The organism is Anaerotruncus sp. AF02-27 (assembly GCF_003465835.1).
Taxonomy (GTDB): Bacteria; Bacillota; Clostridia; order Oscillospirales; family Ruminococcaceae; genus Anaerotruncus; species Anaerotruncus rubiinfantis.
The window spans coordinates 1-16999 of sequence record NZ_QSBX01000029.1 but is presented as its reverse complement, the minus strand read 5'-3'; the positions used below and the strand labels follow the sequence as shown (position 1 = coordinate 16999).

At 54.0% G+C, this 16999-nt stretch carries 15 protein-coding genes; 6 read left to right on the top strand and 9 right to left on the bottom strand.

Going from position 1 to position 16999, the window contains the following annotated elements:
- Positions 1–114: 114 nt before the first annotated feature.
- The 7 genes from DWV16_RS15830 to DWV16_RS15800 form a co-directional block, all read right to left on the bottom strand.
- The gene (locus DWV16_RS15830) at positions 115–2895 is read right to left on the bottom strand and encodes an ATP-binding protein (RefSeq protein ID WP_187116760.1); all 2781 of its coding nucleotides are present in this window, start codon (positions 2893–2895) and stop codon (positions 115–117) included.
- A gap of 260 nt (positions 2896–3155) precedes the next feature.
- Positions 3156–3923 (bottom strand): 2-dehydro-3-deoxy-D-gluconate 5-dehydrogenase KduD, encoded by a 768-nt coding sequence (gene kduD, locus DWV16_RS15825; protein WP_118480211.1) that lies wholly within the window; start codon positions 3921–3923, stop codon positions 3156–3158.
- Positions 3924–3950: 27 nt separating this feature from the next.
- A complete protein-coding gene (locus DWV16_RS15820; RefSeq protein ID WP_158572940.1) occupies positions 3951–4979 on the bottom strand; it encodes a zinc-binding dehydrogenase in 1029 nt (342 codons plus the stop codon).
- Between the two features lie 101 nt (positions 4980–5080).
- Positions 5081–6130, bottom strand: coding sequence for a mannonate dehydratase (locus tag DWV16_RS15815; RefSeq protein ID WP_118480207.1), 1050 nt, complete (start codon positions 6128–6130; stop codon positions 5081–5083).
- Between the two features lie 18 nt (positions 6131–6148).
- The gene (locus tag DWV16_RS15810) at positions 6149–7468 is read right to left on the bottom strand and encodes a TRAP transporter large permease (protein ID WP_243007345.1); all 1320 of its coding nucleotides are present in this window, start codon (positions 7466–7468) and stop codon (positions 6149–6151) included.
- Positions 7465–7950: a TRAP transporter small permease gene (locus DWV16_RS15805; protein ID WP_118480205.1), complete on the bottom strand. Its 486-nt coding sequence runs from the start codon at positions 7948–7950 to the stop codon at positions 7465–7467. The genes DWV16_RS15810 and DWV16_RS15805 overlap by 4 nt, the downstream gene beginning before the upstream one ends.
- Before the next feature lie 109 nt (positions 7951–8059).
- Complete coding sequence (locus tag DWV16_RS15800; RefSeq protein WP_118480203.1) at positions 8060–9139, bottom strand: DctP family TRAP transporter solute-binding subunit; 1080 nt, start codon at positions 9137–9139, stop codon at positions 8060–8062.
- Between the two features lie 477 nt (positions 9140–9616).
- Between DWV16_RS15800 and DWV16_RS15795 the strand changes: the two genes are divergently transcribed.
- On the top strand, positions 9617–10327 hold the full coding sequence (locus DWV16_RS15795; protein ID WP_158572939.1) for a GntR family transcriptional regulator: 711 nt from the start codon (positions 9617–9619) through the stop codon (positions 10325–10327).
- Between the two features lie 55 nt (positions 10328–10382).
- Complete coding sequence (locus tag DWV16_RS15790; RefSeq protein ID WP_158572938.1) at positions 10383–11180, top strand: 3-methyl-2-oxobutanoate hydroxymethyltransferase; 798 nt, start codon at positions 10383–10385, stop codon at positions 11178–11180.
- Here the strand turns inward: DWV16_RS15790 and DWV16_RS15785 are convergent.
- Together DWV16_RS15785 and DWV16_RS15780 are read right to left on the bottom strand one after the other, a co-directional pair.
- Positions 11177–11476 carry a helix-turn-helix domain-containing protein gene (locus DWV16_RS15785; protein ID WP_158572937.1) on the bottom strand — a complete coding sequence of 100 codons (300 nt, stop codon included), beginning with the start codon at positions 11474–11476 and terminating at the stop codon, positions 11177–11179. The genes DWV16_RS15790 and DWV16_RS15785 overlap by 4 nt on opposite strands.
- Before the next feature lie 238 nt (positions 11477–11714).
- The gene (locus DWV16_RS15780; protein ID WP_066456197.1) at positions 11715–12458 is read right to left on the bottom strand and encodes a GntR family transcriptional regulator; all 744 of its coding nucleotides are present in this window, start codon (positions 12456–12458) and stop codon (positions 11715–11717) included.
- A 315-nt stretch (positions 12459–12773) separates the two neighbouring features.
- On the opposite strand from DWV16_RS15780, the gene DWV16_RS15775 reads away from it, so the two are divergent.
- From DWV16_RS15775 to DWV16_RS15760, 4 genes are all read left to right on the top strand, one after another.
- Positions 12774–13805: a zinc-binding dehydrogenase gene (locus DWV16_RS15775; RefSeq protein WP_118480195.1), complete on the top strand. Its 1032-nt coding sequence runs from the start codon at positions 12774–12776 to the stop codon at positions 13803–13805.
- 106 nt (positions 13806–13911) lie between these two features.
- Entirely contained in the window at positions 13912–14988 is a 1077-nt protein-coding gene (locus tag DWV16_RS15770; RefSeq protein WP_118480193.1) for a TRAP transporter substrate-binding protein, read from the top strand.
- A 70-nt stretch (positions 14989–15058) separates the two neighbouring features.
- Positions 15059–15637: a TRAP transporter small permease gene (locus tag DWV16_RS15765; protein ID WP_066456206.1), complete on the top strand. Its 579-nt coding sequence runs from the start codon at positions 15059–15061 to the stop codon at positions 15635–15637.
- A complete protein-coding gene (locus DWV16_RS15760) occupies positions 15634–16932 on the top strand; it encodes a TRAP transporter large permease (RefSeq protein WP_118480191.1) in 1299 nt (432 codons plus the stop codon). The genes DWV16_RS15765 and DWV16_RS15760 overlap by 4 nt, the downstream gene beginning before the upstream one ends.
- Positions 16933–16999: the final 67 nt, after the last annotated feature.

Genomic DNA, 16999 nt, shown 5'->3' with positions numbered 1-16999 from the left:
TCCTCTTTGATTCAGTATGGAATTTCGGCGGCTGGCCGTTTATACGGTCCAGCCGGTTTGGACTGGGATAAAATAAGCGCAAGGCGCAGCGGCGTGTGAGCCTGCTGCGGCAGGCTATTTCAGAAGGTCATAAAGCAGCCGGTAAAGATAGTTCACATCCAGCGGTTTGGAGACAAATCCGTTCATCCCCGCGGCTCTTGCCGCATCGACGTCCTCCTGGAAGGAATTGGCGGTCATTGCGATGATGGGGATGCAGGCCGCGTCCGGCCGGGACAGCGCCCGGATCGCGCGGGTGGCGTCCAGCCCGTTCATAACGGGCATCTGGATATCCATAAGGATCGCCTGGAATTCTCCGGGCGCGCTGTTCGAAAACCGTGAAACGCATTGTTCGCCATCCTTGCACCGCTCGGTGTCAGCCCCGCGCATTTCCAGCAGCTGGGCTGCGATTTCAGCATTCAGATCGTTATCCTCCGCCAAAAGGAGCCTTACGCCAGCCAGTGAACCATCTGCCGTAAAGGGCAAGGTTTCCTCGTCCGGCGTTCCCAAGGGCAGAGAGATCGAGAAATAAAATTCACTTCCCCGGCCGGGTTCGCTGCTGAGACCGAGTTCGCCGCCCATCAGCTGGACGATGCTGCGGCTGATGGACAGCCCCAGGCCGGTGCCCTGGCTTTTGGAGGAACTGGAACCGAGCTGTTCAAAGGAATCAAAAATCCGCTGCTGATCCTCCGGACGGATACCGATCCCATTGTCAATCACCTGGAACATAAAAGCCGCCTGGGCGCCGTCCGAATCGGTTTCGGTCACCCGCAGGGTCACATCCCCGCCCTCCGGCGTGAACTTGAAAGCATTGGAAAGCAGGTTGGTGAGCACCTGCCGCAGACGGATGACATCGCCAACAAGATGGCTGTGCTCAGTCTGCGTCTCCATAGTGAAAGCAAGCCCGTGCCTGCCCGCCTCGGCCTGCATCATTCCCTGCAGTTCTTCCAGCATCTGGTCGATCGAGAACGGTTCGCTGCCGATCGAAAGCATCCCGCTGCCGATGCGGCTCATGTCCAGGATGTCGTTGATGAGGCTGAGCAGATACTGGGAGGAGGAACGAATTTTGACAAGGTTTTTTCGGACGTTTTCCGGGACTCCTTCCAGCATGCTGGTCAGATCGGCCAAGCCCACCACCGCGTTCATGGGAGTGCGGATTTCGTGGCTCATGCGGGAGAGGAATTCTCCCTTGGCGCGGCTTTCCGCCTGCGCTTTTTCAAGGTTGCTCTGAATGACGGCCGCTTTCATCCGCGCCCGGGTGACCAGAAGTACCGCTGCCGCAAGAATCAAAAGGACGAAGCCCACGATGGACACGAACAGGATCGGATTGGAGTAGATGAGCTCGGTCAGGGAAAACTGGTTTGCGCCGATGGAGACCAGGTTCTGGTTTAAGATCATATTTTTTTCCCGTGCGGAAAGATTGTTGACCGCTTTGTTGAGCACGGTCAGCAGATCCGCTTTGGCGGGACGGGTGAGGGCGAAACAGATGCCGTTGGAATCGTTGACAAGCGTCACCGGAACCAGGTTAGTGAGGTGGTTTCGTTGGATTTCCTGCTCCATCCGGGCGGATAGGCCGTAGATAAAATCGGCTTCGCCCCGGTTCACCGCGAACAGCGCCTCGGTGATACTGGCGTAGGTGCGCAGCTGAGTCACCTGGATATCACTGGGGATCCGGCGGCCTTTGATAACGGCTCCGACCAGCCCTTCGGAGGGGAAACTGGAGGATTTGTTGCGCACAACAATGCTGTTCATGTTTACGTAGGGCGCGGTCAGCGCCAATCCCTGCTGCGCGGCATCCGCCTCGCTTCCAAGAAAGAAGGCAAGCACATCGGCTTCGCCCCGCAGCACCAGATCCACCGCGTCGAAATAGCTGTCCGCCTGCAGATAAGAAAATTTCAGGCCTGAAAAATCGGAGACTTCCTTCAGAATCGCCGGTACCAGACCGTCGTGAAGGTCCTCCGGATTATTTATGCAAAAGAGGGGATGCCAGTCCGCCGGGACCGCCACAGTTACCGTCCCTTTTTCCTTGATATAGGTTCGTTCTTCCGAATTGAGTTGAATATCGGCGGACAGCTTATCCGGGAAATTGGCTTCATAACGCTCGGTGCCAAAGTTGGGATTGGAATCCAGGATTTTTTCGAGCGCCATGTTCAGCCCGTCAAGAACCTCCTGATTGCCAATCGTGGTTACGATATAATAGGGCTGTGAATCGTAGGAGGCGACCACCCGGAAATCGCCGTCTGTCTCAGAAATGTTGCCGAGCAGCATGTCCACCTCGCCGCTTGCCAGATAGGGATAGAGATTACCGTTTTCAGAAAGCTGCTCAAAGCTGTATTCTTTCAGAGTGCATTTGAGGTTATTGATCGTCAGAAACTCCTGCAAGCGGCGGATGTTTTCCTTGGCGTTGCTGTAAGCCCCGATGGTTTTTCCATTCAGGCTTTCCAGGTTATAACTTTCGAGCCGATGGTCATCCCTGCGCGCGAGGAGCACCGATTTGCTGTACCCGGTGTTGTAATCCGGGTAGGCGTACAATTCTTCAAGACTGGGAGAATAGTAATTCCCGCCCATCAGATCATATGCGCCTTCATTAAATTCGTTCAGCATCGTTTCGGCGCTGGTGTCCACATACTCGTATTCCCAGCCGGTATACTTGGAAATTTCGTTGAGGTAGTCCACCACCAACCCGTACCGGTTCCCATCCACGTCGGTTTGGGAGAGACCTTCCACCTGCGGAAACGCCACACGCAATACGCGGCGTTCCTCTGAAGCAAGTGCGCGCGGACACAGCGGCAGGAGCATAATCACGGCCAGCGCGATGGCGGAGCAGCGGCGAAGGCTTTTCATCAGCGGACGGATCATAACTTTATTCACACTCCAAATAAAGCGGCAGGAGAGGTCGCTTTGGATTTCCATAATACTTTCTTATTTTAACATTATATCGTAGGAACCGCAATGAAAAGATGAGAACTGCCGGAAGGCCGGCCTCGCTGGCGTGTAATGGCCAGTTCGATTCAGCAGCGCCCCATAAATAAAAGCGCGCATGGGTCCCGTCGGGCCCTGCGCGCTTTTTTGTTTTATGCTGTATGTGCAGAAAGTTTGGTTCTTTCGGTGAAGGCATGTTACCTTGCCAGCCAGCCGCCGTCCAGGGCGACAGTAAATCCCTGCATGTAGCTGGAGGCCTCGCTGGCAAGAAAGACTGCTGTCCCGGCCATATCCCGGGGCGTGCCCCAGCGGCCGGCGGGAATACGGCCGAGAATCTCGGCGGAACGCACCGGGTCCTTTTTCAGGGCTTCCGTGTTATTGGTGTCGATATAGCCGGGAGCGATGGCGTTTACATTGATGCCGTACTTCGCCCATTCGTTGGCCAGCAGCCGGGTAAGGCCCATTACGCCGCTTTTGCTGGCGGTGTAGGAGGGTACTCGGATGCCGCCTTGATAGGAAAGCATCGAAGCGATATTCACGATCTTGCCGCCGCTCTGCTGTTTCACCATCTGGCGGGCTGCGGCTTGGCTCAGGAAGAAAAGCGTCTTGAGATTGATGTTCATCACATCGTCCCAGTCAGTTTCGTTAAAATCGATCGCGTCGCATCGGCGGATGATCCCCGCGTTGTTGACCAGAATGTCCACCCGGCCGTAAGCATTCAACGTACCGCTGATAACTCGGTCATAAAGCTCTGGACAAGGCCTGGTGAGGTCGGCGGAGATTTCAGTGAAACCACGGCCAAGCGCACGGATCTGCTCTGCGATCTCCGGCATGGGTTTGTTGCCCACGCCGACCACGTCGGCGCCGGCCTCCGCCATGGCGAGCGCGATGCCCTGCCCGATGCCGGTACGCGCGCCGGTGATGATGGCAACTTTGCCATCCAGTCTAAACGAATCCAGTATCATAATTTCTCACATCCTTTCTCATTTCTTTCAGCTGTTGCAGCTGATCAGAACTTTTCCGGCGTTGGTGCCGTCAAGCATCATATCGTAGCCTTTCTGTACTTCATTTAGGGGCAGCACGTCGGTCGCCAGATTTTCCAGCGGGTATTCCTGCGCCAGCTTTTCGAGCATTGGAACCGCACGGCAAAAATGGTCGAAGGAATATACACGGGACCCTACAATGGTCATTTCGCGGAAGGAAACCTTCCCCATGGCAAATTCCACTGGCGTACCGGAAAGGCTCAGGGAGATCATGGTGCCTCGGGTTTTGCACATGTCCGGCAGCATGAGCAGCCCCTGTTTGGAACCAGAGGACTCGAACACCACATCGAACCCATTGCCCCCAGTGACTTCTGACTTCAGCTGGTTCAGATCGGTTTTCATGGGGTTGACAGTTTCCAGCCCCAGGCTTTCGGCCAGCGCCAGGCGCTTTTCGTTGATTTCGGAGATAATTACCCGCCGCGCGCCGAAATGTCGGGCGGCAATGGCTACGGTGATGCCGATGGGTCCGCCGCCGATGACCAGTGCGGCATCTCCGGCGCGGATGCCGGAACGATGGTTTACATGGTAGGCGACGGCGAACGGTTCCGCCAGCGCGGCCACTCTGTCGGGCAGGCCTTCAGGCAGAGCCACCAGCTTTTTAACCGATACCTTCACATACTGTGCGAACCCTCCGTTTTGGTGGATGCCCAAAAGCTGCAGGCTATTACAGACATGTTCACAGCCGTTTCGGCAGGGTTCGCATTCCCCACAGCTGATGAGCGGCTCGACGGTGACCCTCTGGCCGATTGAAAAGGCGGTGGGGGTTCCGCAGCGAATTTCTTCGATAGTGCCGATAATTTCATGACAGGGGACGACCGGTACTTTGGCGGTGGGGTGATCCCCCTTATAGACGGTAATATCCGAGCCGCAGATGCCGGCGTAGATGACTTTCAGGAGAGCCTCACCGTCCTGGAGGACAGGGAGCCCAATCTCTTTGATCTCGAGATGCTTCCAATCGGTTAATACAGCTGCTTTCATAAATGTTGATCCTTTCCCCAGCCAAACGGTATTCCTAGCGTGTCCCCGCCTCATTTGCGGCTGGACAAGATGAGGCGCACAAAGCACAGGATACTCCGACCCTATAGGGTCTGCACGGCGCATTTCATCAGCGCTTTGATATATCCGTTGGCATAGGCGGATTCACCGTATTTGCCCGCGGCGGCCACCATGCGCGGGGAGTGGTCCATCACCAGAGTCCCGTTATAACCAGCGTGCAGGAACGCTTGCATGAGCCTGAGCATATCGCCATATCCCTCGTCGATAAAGGTTTCAGTGAAACAAGGAAGCTTCGTGTCCACATTACGAAAATGCACCAGAAAGACCCGTTGTTCCTTCACAAAGGATTCGATTGCTTCATAGACATCCCCGAAGGTATCTGGGGCCTCGAGATAACAGCCGCAACAGAATTCCATCCCCACAAATGGGCTTCCCGCGATGGAGAAAGCCCGCCGGTAGTCGTCGTAGGACCTGATGAGGCAGGCAACCCCGGCCACGCTGTCTACCGGCGGGTCGTTGGGATGCAATGCCAGGCGAACCCCATATTCTTCAGCGGCTGGAACCACCCGTCTGATAAAATAGCTGTAGTTTTCCCACATTTCGTCGCGTGAGTAGACTCGTCCGTGGGTGAGGCCGGTCTTTGCAAACGCTTCCCGATCAATGGGGATCTGGGTGTATCGGGCGGCGGTTCCACGGTCCTCGCCCGCGAGCACCCGCAGGTCACAGCGGCGGGTAAGCGCGCCGCCGCGGGTGGGGTAATCCCAGTCACTGGCCCATACGCCTTCCGGCTCCCAGACGAAGGTGGTGGTGTGGATGCCCGCCTTAGAAAGCATCCGCAGGCAGTCGTTGAAAGTGTCAATGTCGCGGTCGCGGTCAGGGCCGCCCAGGATGATCTGACGGCTCTTCGCCACATGCACGGCTCCCGCGTTATACAGGGTGATGCCGTGGGCGTTCACCCTATCGCGCAGCCTGGAAAGGAAGTCATAGGTATACTGTTCGGGGCTAAACCAAGCGTATACATAGCCCACACCGATCTGTTCTAGAAAGATGAGGAAATCTTCACCCACATCCGGCTCGATCTGGGTGCAGAGCTTGATTCCCGGCCCGAGTTCGGGCAGTTTCACGGTTCCCATGGATTTTGCTCCTTTCGGTCAGTTGTAGACAAGGTTGGGCAGGAAGGTCACGATGGGCGGCACAAAGGTGACGATCAAAAGCGCGAGCACCAGCATGCCCAAAAAAGGCATGGTGGCTTTGACAATTTTGTCAAAGGAGACTTTCGAGAGGCTCGACAGGATGTAGAGCACCACACCGACCGGCGGGGTAATCAGCCCCAGCATGAGATTCAGAATAAGAATGATCGAAAAATGCACCGGGTCAATGCCGTAATTTAAAGCCACTGGCATCAGGATCGGGGTGAGCAGGCTGATGGCGCACATTGTTTCCATAAAACAGCCGCACAGCAACAGGAGGATGTTGATCACCAGGAGTGCCACCCACTTGTTGGTGATATAGCTCATGAAGAAGGTCGAAACGGTCTGTGGCACCTGTCCGATCGCTAGAATCCAGCCGAAGATGGTGCCGGAGGCGATGATAAACAGGACGCTCAAAGTGGTCCCAGAGGAATCCACAATAATGCTGTAGAGCTTTTTCAGATTCAGCTCCCGGTAGCAGAATCCTAGGATAGTGGCGTAGGTGAGGGCAATGATTCCCGCCTCGGTGGGAGTGATCACACCTGTGAGGATGCCGCCGATAGCCAGAACAACCGTCATCAGTGGGAAAAAGGCATGTTGGGTGGAGGTGCAGATCTCACGGAAGGTGGCACGCGGCAGCCTGGGGTAACCGCGCTTCACCGAAAGGATATACACCATGATCGAAAGCATGAGCCCCATCAACACACCGGGTAGAATGCCGCCGATGAAAATCCTGCCAACTGAAACACCGCCAATGACGCCGACCATAACAGCAGGCAGGCTGGGTGGTATAATTGGTCCAATGGTGGATGACGCGGCGGTGATAGCTAGAGAAAAGCTCTCCTCGTAACCCGCGTCTTTCATGGCTTTGAGCTCCACCGCTCCAAGTCCGCCAGCATCCGCGACAGCGGTGCCAGACATGCCGGCAAAGACGATGGAGGCCAAAACATTGGAATGCCCAAGGCCGCCGGGAATATGGCCGACCAGCTTGTTGCACCAGTCAAAGATACGGTTGGTGACCCCACCCATGTTCATAATGGCTCCAGCTAGGATGAAACAGGGGGCGGCCAGCAGCGGGAAGGAGAATACTCCGGCGGAGACCCGCTGCACCAGGGATATGAGGGAAATGTCGTTGGCAATGAGGTACATTGCGGAACTGATGAACATGCAGAAGGAAACCGGCATGCCAATCAGCAAAAACAGCACGAATGCTCCAAGCAAAAGCGCCATAAATTCCTCCGTTTCCGGCGGGAATCCCGCCTTGAGATAAGCAGGGCTCAATCGGTGGGTAGATCCCCCTGCCAGACGCGCCCGATATCCATCAGCAGGCTGATAATCGCAAGCGCGAAGCCCACCGGCAGACAGACGACCACAAAGCCGTAGGGCAACTGCATACCGGGGGAACGAATAAAGCACTGCTTCAGAAAATAGGCCCAGGAATCCGGCATGACGGCCAGAAAGCCGCCGATGCAGAGGAGGTCCACCAGAATGGCCAGAAATTTCTGTGCCTGTAGGGGGAACACCTTGACAAGCGAAGACATCCGGATATGCATCCGATGCTTAATCCCGTAGCTCACCCCGATAAAACAGACCCAGGTGAGCAAAAAGAGCGAGAGCTCCTCGCTCCAGATCAGAGGTTTATTAAACAGATAACGGGAGATGACCTGATAAAGCAGAATCAGGCAGATCGCCACTAGGCCGAAAACGATAACGTATTCCACCAGCTTCATCAGGATATCCCAAGCCTTACGCAGCAAATTCATAAAATACTCCCTCTTTTCAAAGTTGAGCTGTCAAAGAAGGGCCGGCCGGATGCCGGCGAAAAAGCAAATCAGGATTGCACGGCCGGCGGAAATCCACCGGCCGGCACTTTCATTTGTTTGGGTTAGTGGCCTGGATTTTGTCGTAAAGGCCTACGCCCCACTGCTGTTCAAACCGTTCAATGACCGGCGGCATAGTGTCGATAAAGGCCTGTTTGTCCGTTTCCACGACTTCCATGCCCAGCTCCTGGAGCTCTCCGAGCTGCTCAGTTTCTTTGGCCTGGACGTCCTCGGAGGTGACGCGGGCTTCATCCTTCATCTCGGCAAGCATCAGCTCCTGCAGATCGGGGGGAAGCTTCTGAAAAGATTTTTCGCTGACGACGAAGGTAGCGGCCTGAACCATATGACCGGTCAGGCAGAGATATTTCTGCACTTCGTAAAACTTCATCGACATGATCGTCGGGATGGGATTTTCCTGTCCGTCGATGGTGTTGTTCTGCAGCGCCATATAGACTTCGGAGAAAGCCATCGGCGTCGGGGAGGCCCCCATTGCCTCAAAGGTTGCAAGCAGCATATCACTGCTCGGTACACGCAGCTTGACGCCAGCCATGCTGGCAGGATCGGTCACAGGTTTGCTGGAGGTAGTGGTGTGGCGAACACCGTTATAATAAGCGCCGCCGATACGCACACCAGCCTTTTCAATTGCAGGATTCACGATTTCTGTGGTAAAAACGTCGCTGTCCAGAAAGGCAGAAAGATGATTGTAGTCCTGGAACATGTAGCCCATTTCCATTGCCAATGCCGATGGAGACATAGTGCCGATGATGCCGAAGCCCAAAGTGCTCATATCCACGACACCTTCGTTGAGCTGTTCAAAGACCGATTTTTCAGTACCAAGCTGTTCAGCAGGATAAACTGTGACCTTCAGGCGGCCGTTTGACTTTTCGTTGAGCCGGTCGGCCAGCCGCTGGGCCCCTAGGCCTGCGGGGCTGTCAGGCTGTTGGTGGTGAGCAAATTTCAGTTCAAACACCTCGTCTGTCGGTGCGGTGGGCGCTGAATTGGAATCGGCCTGAGAAGCAGTTGCCGGGGTGGATGCCGTAGAAGCGCTGGGTGTGCTGGAGGTATTTCCGCCACAGGCGGCGAGCGATGCCATCATACCGAGAGCAAGCAGTAAACTTAGAAACTTTTTCAATATCTTCTCCTCCTTTAATCCTTAACATCACGCGAAACTTGATCCACACGGTGCCGATGGGCAGTGTGGGGCTGATTCGAGGACTCCACTCCTTTCCATTGTGCTGGGTTTGATTTGCGAGCATCAGTCTGTATCCTTATCATAAGGAAAAGCGCCTGCTGCCGGCAAGCGCTTCCCCAAAAATATAAGTTACTAATCAGAAACGTAAAACATATATAATAAATTGAACTAAATTTTAGCGTATAATTTGGATGTCGTACAAAAAGGAATTATCCATATCTTTTCATGGGAAAAGATTGATAAAAAACTGTCATATATAGGAAGAAAACAAAGGAAATAAGGAAATAATTTTGGAGGATTCCACAAAAACGGAAGATCCAATTTCAACTTGTTCTCCAATTGACGGCAGAATATCACCATGCTATGATAAACATGTACACATGTACACAAATGAAAATTCGGAGAGGAGCCACCCCGTTGATCGAGCTGATGCCCAAACAGATTTACACGGTGGAGGACATCTACCACGCCTTAAAGCATGAGATCCTCATGCTCAAACGCGCGCCCGGCTCCACAATCAGCGAAAATGAAGTGGCAGCCCGTTTCGGGCTGTCCCGCACGCCGGTACGGGCGGCATTCGCCAAGCTGCGCGCCGAAGACCTCATCTATACCATCCCTCAGAAAGGGAGTTTTGTGACCTATCTGGATTTCGACTATATCATGCAGATGGTCTATATGCGGGAGAAAGTGGAGCACCATATCCTAATGGAGGCGATCGAGCGGCAGACACCGCTCTTTATTGACAAGCTTAAACGCAACCTCCTGCAGCAGAAAAAGCAGGTTTCCGGTGTGGTTGACCCGGAGGCGTTCTTTACCCTCGATAGTCGCTTCCATCAAGCGTGTTACGCCCAGGTGGGCAGACAGAAACTCTGGGATGCCCTACAGCAGATTGACCACCAGTATATCCGCTATCGGATTTTATATTATTCTGTATCCCGCAGTTTCCAGATCCTTTACCGGGAGCACTATGAGATGTTTCAGATGATCACAGGCCGCCATCTGGAGAGGGCAATCCAGTTCTGTCAGGCCCATTTGAACGGCTATGCAGCCAATGTCAACGAGCATGTGCTCAATCATTACGGGGATTTCTTTGCAAACAATCCCCGCGATACGGACACCGGGGAATAGATTTGCAGAGCATCGGTCTGTAAGCGCCGCAAATCTTGAAAATGAAGGTGTTATTATGGCAAAGATGACGATCAAACAACTCAGGGAAATGAAAGGCAAGCGTCAGATGATTGTGGTAAATGCCCCGGATGTAAATATAGCAAGCGCCTGCGCGCTTGCCGGGGTGGATAATCTTGTAATTGGACGGCGCCAGCCGGTGGAACAGACCCTCTCGATATTGCCGCAGATCAGGGCGGCGGCTCCGGATTTGCTCATCACCGCAGTGATGCCGATGGACAGCTGCCTCATCAGCGATGAAACGGCGATTCGGGACGCCCTCAAGCTGATGGAGGGCGGCGCCGATCTCATTTATGTCACGGGTATGCGGCCCGACCGGATTGCAAAGCTCACCTATCAGCATATCCCCTGTGTGGCACACTTAGGTCTGGTGCCTTATTTCTCGAACTGGATTGGAGGATTCCGGGCAATAGGGAAAACCGCGCGGGAAGCGGAAGAACTTTACCGCACCGCGCTTGCGCTGGATGATGCGGGCGCGGTCTGCGCGGAATTGGAATGTATTCCCCACCAGATAGCGTCTTACATCAGCCAGAGGGTAAAGTTCCTCACCTATTCAATGGGGTCGGGAGCTGGATGCGATGGCCAGTACCTGTTTGCAAGTGACCTTTTGGGAAGCCACAACGGACATTATCCCCGCCACAGTATCCAGTATGATCATTTCTTTGAGCGGTCGGTGGAAGTATTTGAAACTTTCATCAGGGATGTGAACGCCGGAGTATATCCCGCTGAAAAACATGTGATTGAGATGCCTCTCCAGGAAATGGAGGCGTTTTTGCAGGCGGTAGACCGGGATTAGATCCGCTGTCCGCATCCCCAGCTGTGCAGTGCCTCCAGTGCCGGCAGCAGGGAAAGCGCACGCTCGGTAACGCTGTAGCTGCAGCAGAGGTTGGGATGCCGTCCGGCAATGCGCACCAGCATGCCCTGGTATTCGAGATCGCGCAGTTGCTTAGATAGTACTTTGTTGGAGACAGACCCCACTGCCGTGCGGATCTCTCCGAACCGTTGCGTGCCTTCATGACAGAGGTAGAGCAGGATCATAGCACTGTATTTCCCCTTCAGGATTTCCAGTGGGATCTGAACCTGTTCATACATATGGATCGCCTCCTTTTTGGCTTCCATTATACCGAAATCTGCGGCGCAGTGCAAACCTTCGCCGTATGGCTCCTGAAAACCAACGGTTGATATAAAGAATACGCTACAAAAAAATAGACGGATTGCAGGCGCCGCTTCCAGGGCGGCTTTCGCCGGGAGCAATCTTTTAAAACGAGCAGGGACAAGCCGGGTATCCGGCCTGTCCCTGCTTATTTTTTCAGCCGCAAAAACGGCCTGATTAAATTGTCATGAGAAAATCATCTTCCCAGATTTTGCTTTTCAGGTAATCGGCGCCCTCGATCCCGGTAAACAGATCGGGGAACTTGCGCTCCATGCGGATTTCCTCATCTTTTTTATCCACGATATGGCGGTTGATCATCTCCCGGATGCTTGCGTAGTCCTTGGCCAGCACCAACTGCAAGATCTCCTGATGCTGCCGGTAGGACTGCTCACAGATATCCAGTGCCGAAAGCGACAGCAGACGCATGCGGAAATAATGGCTCGACATGTTCAGAATGTTTTCCAATGAAAACGGATGGTTGGTTACCTGAAAGAAAACCGAATGAAAAGCGTCGTCAGTGCGCAAAAATCCCCGGATATCCTTATTTTCCATCCGCTGTTTCTGCTGCTCCAAAACATCCTTCAAAGCGTCGATGTGCGTTTGCTCGTAGCATTTTAAAAATTCCTCCAGAATCCGCTCCTCCACGCAGGCCCGCATAAAGCGTTCATCTTTGGCGCGTGGGATATTGATTTTGGAAACGATCGTGCTCTTTTGCGGTGTGGTTGTCACAAGCCCATCCCTGGCGAGCTGGACGAGAGCATCCCGGATAGGAGAACGGCTTACCTTTAAAAAATCGCTCAGTTCATTGATGTTTATGGTCTGACCGGGCTTTATCTGAAGCTGGATGATGTTGGTATGCAGATACTGATATACATTTTCACCCGCCGTCTGCGCTTCTTTGGATTTTTTTTGACTGGTCATAAATGTCCCTCCGCAAATAAATAGACTGCGCCGCCAACAACTGGAATATAATCTTAATATATTGTAGTACATTGTGATTCTTTATACAATGGGATTTTCAAATAATATGCATCGCAAATTTTATTTAGCATTATTCTTCCAGTTTTTGTATAACCTGATGGATAATCCTGAGAAATTTTGTTGGTTATTCTTATGGACGAATGTATTTTTGAGTGGTATATTAATATTGTCAAAACAGTTATATCATAATGATATATCATATTAATATTTTTATTTAAAATAATTATTTATGTTGAAGCTTTAGGGGGTGCGATATTGAAGGAAGTAGTCATCACCGGACCCAGGCAATATGAAGTGCGTGAGGTCCCAATCCCAAAGCCCGGCGACGGGGAGGTCCTGATCCAAATGAAGGCCGCCGGCGTCTGCGGGTCGGATATCCATTTGTTTCTGGGAGAAAACCCCAACGCGGTTTATCCCCGCATTCCCGGCCATGAGAATGCCGGCGTGGTGGTGGAAATCGGCAAAAATGTGACCGCCGTGAAACCCGGCGACGCTGTGGTGGTCGATCTGGTGGTTGCCTGCGGCCGGTGCCCGCAGTGCCTGCGCGGGCGCCGAAATATCTGCCGCACGGTCAAAGCGCGCGGTGCGGCGACCGATGGCGGCTGGCGGGAATATTTCACCGTTCCCGTGCATGAGGTCTACCTTTTGCCGAGGCAAATCCCTTTCCGGGACGCGGCGCTTATTGAGCCGTTCGCTATTGGGGGCCACTGCACCAGCCGGGCTGGGATACAGGGCGGAGAATCGGTACTGGTGCTTGGCAGCGGAACCATCGGCGCGGTGATTCTGCAAACCCTGAAGCAAAAAGGCTGCCGGGTCATCTGCGCGGATATCAACGAAAGCTGCCTTGCGCGCGCAAAGGATTATGGGGCCGATGCGGTCGTGAATACCAGGACGCAGAATCTTAGGGAATGCGTACAGGCGTTTACAGACGGCGGTGGGGTCGACGCAATTTTTGATTCCGCGGGCTATCCCGGCTCGCTCACCGCGCTTTTGGAGCAGGGGATTCCCGCAAATGGCGCCACAGTGGTTCCCTTGGGCTTTTGTACGGAAACGGAAGGAATTTCCCAAGCGATGATCAATGTGCGGGAGCTCACCATCGCCGGGACCAGGATGTCGTCCGGCCAATTCCAGCCCACGATCCAAAACTTTCTGGAGGGGAAATTTCAGCTGGAGGGTATGGTCAGCCATTACATTCCGTTTGAACAGGTCGGCCAGGTTTTTGAAAATATCCTGCATCCGGTAAAGGATATGAAGAAGATGGTCATTTTGTTTGATGAACAGGAATAAGCGATTGGACAGTTAGCGGCGGGGGAATTATGAAAAGCCGCTGAAGATAGAAAGGGAAAACAACAGGAGAAATCCGCAATTTGTGAATGCAGGAGGAATTTAGACAATGAAAAGAATCTTTTCAGCCATTCTTGCGATTGTGACGATCACGGCGTTTACGACAGCCTGCTCTGAGAGCACCCCTTCGGGCGGGACTGCCGCCCCGGCGTCAAGCGCGGCGGCACCGAGCGAAAAAGGCGGGGATGCTGCGACGGATGAAAAGGAATTCAGCCTTAAAGTTGGCGACAACTGGGGCGTCACCCACCCGATGGCGGCGGCGCTCGACAACGTATTTAAGACGCAGATTGAAGAAAAATCCGGCGGCAAAATCAAGGTCGAGGTGTATCATGACGGCCTGTTGGGCGACGAAGCGGCCCTCTGGCAGGGCGTGCGCGACGGTTCCATTGATTTTGCGGTCGTCGGCACCCCCATGAACCAGGAGTTTACCATGATGCTGATCTCCGACTGGCCGTTTTTGTACCGTGACCTCGATCACGCGAAAAAAGTTTGGACCGGTTCTATCGCGGACGAAGTCAACGCGAAATTCCACGAGAAATTCCCGGAAGTGGAAATTCTCGGCTGGGGTCCCAACTCCGCGCGCACCTTCACTTCCAATAAGCCGCTGACGAGCGTCGAGGATTTTGCGGGCCAGAAATTCCGGATGCCCAATAACCCGATCCATGTCGGCATCACCGAGAATCTCGGCGCTTCTCCAACGGTCATCCCGCTTGGAGAACTGTTCACCGCGCTTGAAACCGGAACCGTGGACGGGCAGGACAACGGCATGGTGACTGTCATTGCCCAGAATTTCCAGGAAGTACAGAAATATCTCTATGAGACCAACCACATCGTCGCGACGCTTGAAATCGTTGCGAATTCCGATAAACTCGCGGAAATGTCCGATAACCAGCGCCAGATTATCGTCGATGCGGGAAAAGCCACTGCGGAGCAGGCCTGGGTGGATTACATCGCCTCGGTCGACAAGGATCGCAAAACGCTTGAAGAGGCGGGCATGACGGTTACCGCCTGCACCGCCGAGGACAAAGCAAAGATTATCGAAAAAATTCAGCCCACGCTCGACAAGCTCCTTGCTGAGAACGACTGGGCAGAAGACCTGATCACCAAAATCAATGCTGTAGAGTAATTGAATCAGCACAAGACCGTGCCCCTTTCCCCCGGGGTGCGGTCTTGCATATCAAAGAGGAGGATCGTTTATGTCTGAAACCATCCAGAAGCCGCATGGCTTTCATGCGTTTATCGATAAGCTTTTCAAGGCCCTGGAGGTTGTGATTGCAATCTTTTTGGGTGTTATGATTTTTTTCACCTTTCTAAACGTTGTGCTGCGCCAGTTCGGTCTGGGTTTTGCCTGGACGGAAGAGATCGCACGCATCTGCTTCATTTATCTGGTGTACCTGGGGTCGATCATTGCCGCGCGCGAAAACCGCCACCTGATGATCGACACCTTAATTAATAAACTTGCTCCCGGCGGGCAGAAAGCCCTTTACGTGATCATTCAGGGGATCATCATCTGGATGATGGGCGTATTGGCAACAGGCGCGTTCCAGAACGCGTGGAAGAACCGCAATGACTTTTGGGTAGCGACCCATTTCCCGGTGTTCCTGGTGCATTTTGCCGGCGTCCTGCTGGGCGTATCGGTGATTATCATTTCATTGGTAAACCTGTACCGTGTGTTCGTCCTGAAAGAATCCGTACTGGAGCTGTTTGGGGATCACGGAGAGGACGACACACCGTCTTCGGACGGTATCCTGGGGGAAGGAGCGGGTATGCAATGATTATCGCTATTTTTATCACATCCATGCTCGTAGGCATTCTGATTGGATTGCCCATTGCCGTGGCGCTGCTCTTCTGCGCCGTTTGCACGGCGCTGTCGCTCGGCGGCGGTGACGCGAATCCCACGATTATCGCGCGCACGTTGATGCAGGGTTCGGATTCGGTCAGCATGATGGCGCTGCCGTTCTTTGTGCTGGCGGGTGAAATCATGAACCGCGGCGGGCTCACCAAGCGCATTATAGCGTTCTGCAACGTCTTTATCGGGCGGGTGCGCGGGGGGCTGGGCTACGTTACGATCTTCGCCTGCCTGATGTTCGCCTCGCTGGTCGGTTCCGCCGTCGCGGCCTGCGCTGCGCTGGGCGCCATTTTAATCCCGATGATGGCCAACTCCGGTTACAACCGGGAAAAGGCCGCAGCGCTTACCGCGAGCGCCAACCTGGTCGCGCCAATCATGCCGCCGTCTGTGCCGATGATCGTCTACGGAATTTCGGCCGGCGTATCGATCAAGTCGATGTTCCTGGGCGGCATCGCGCCCGCGGTCTACCTTACGCTCATCGCCTGTGTGGTGTGGTTTTTTGTTTCGCGGAAAAAAGGGGTTGTGCCGGACACGGAAACCATGCCGCGGCCAACCGCCAAAGAAGCGGTGCGGATCATCCTTGCCGGCTTGTGGGCGCTGCTGCTTCCGGTGATCATCCTCGTCGGTTTGCGTTCCGGTTATTTCACCGCAACCGAAGCGGGCGTTATCGCCTGTGTTTACGCGATCCTGATCGGCCTGTTTGTCTACCGTGAGATGAAAATCAAGGATCTGCGCAAAGCGTTTGTAGCGTCGGCAAAAATGTCGGCTGTGATTATGTTCCTTGCCGCAACCGCGAACTGCGCCGCCTATTTTATGACGATCTCGCGGATCCCACAGATGATGACAGCCGGCCTTGGCGGGCTGGTGGAACGGCCAACCCTCCTGATGTTCGTGCTGATGCTCATTGTGGTTGTTGTGGGCCTTGCCATGGACGTGACGCCCAGCATTCTCATCCTCACGCCGATTATGCTTCCGCTGGTCAAAGCGGCGGGGATCGATCCTGTGTATTTTGGAATTGTGTTTGTGCTCATGAATGTGCTGGGCCTGACCTCGCCGCCTGTCGGTCCCGTATTGAATGTGGCCTGCGCCACTGGGAAGGTGAAAATGGACAAAATCATTCTGCCGACCATGCCGTATTTCATCGCGCAGACGGTGCTGTGCTTTTTGCTTGCACTGGTGCCGCCCCTGGTCGAGGTCCCCTTGCGTTGGTTCGGCGGATAAAGAAGCCCTCTCCGGAAAAACAGCCCGCGTGGTTCGGGCTTGTGGAATATAAAAAGGGCCGGACCCC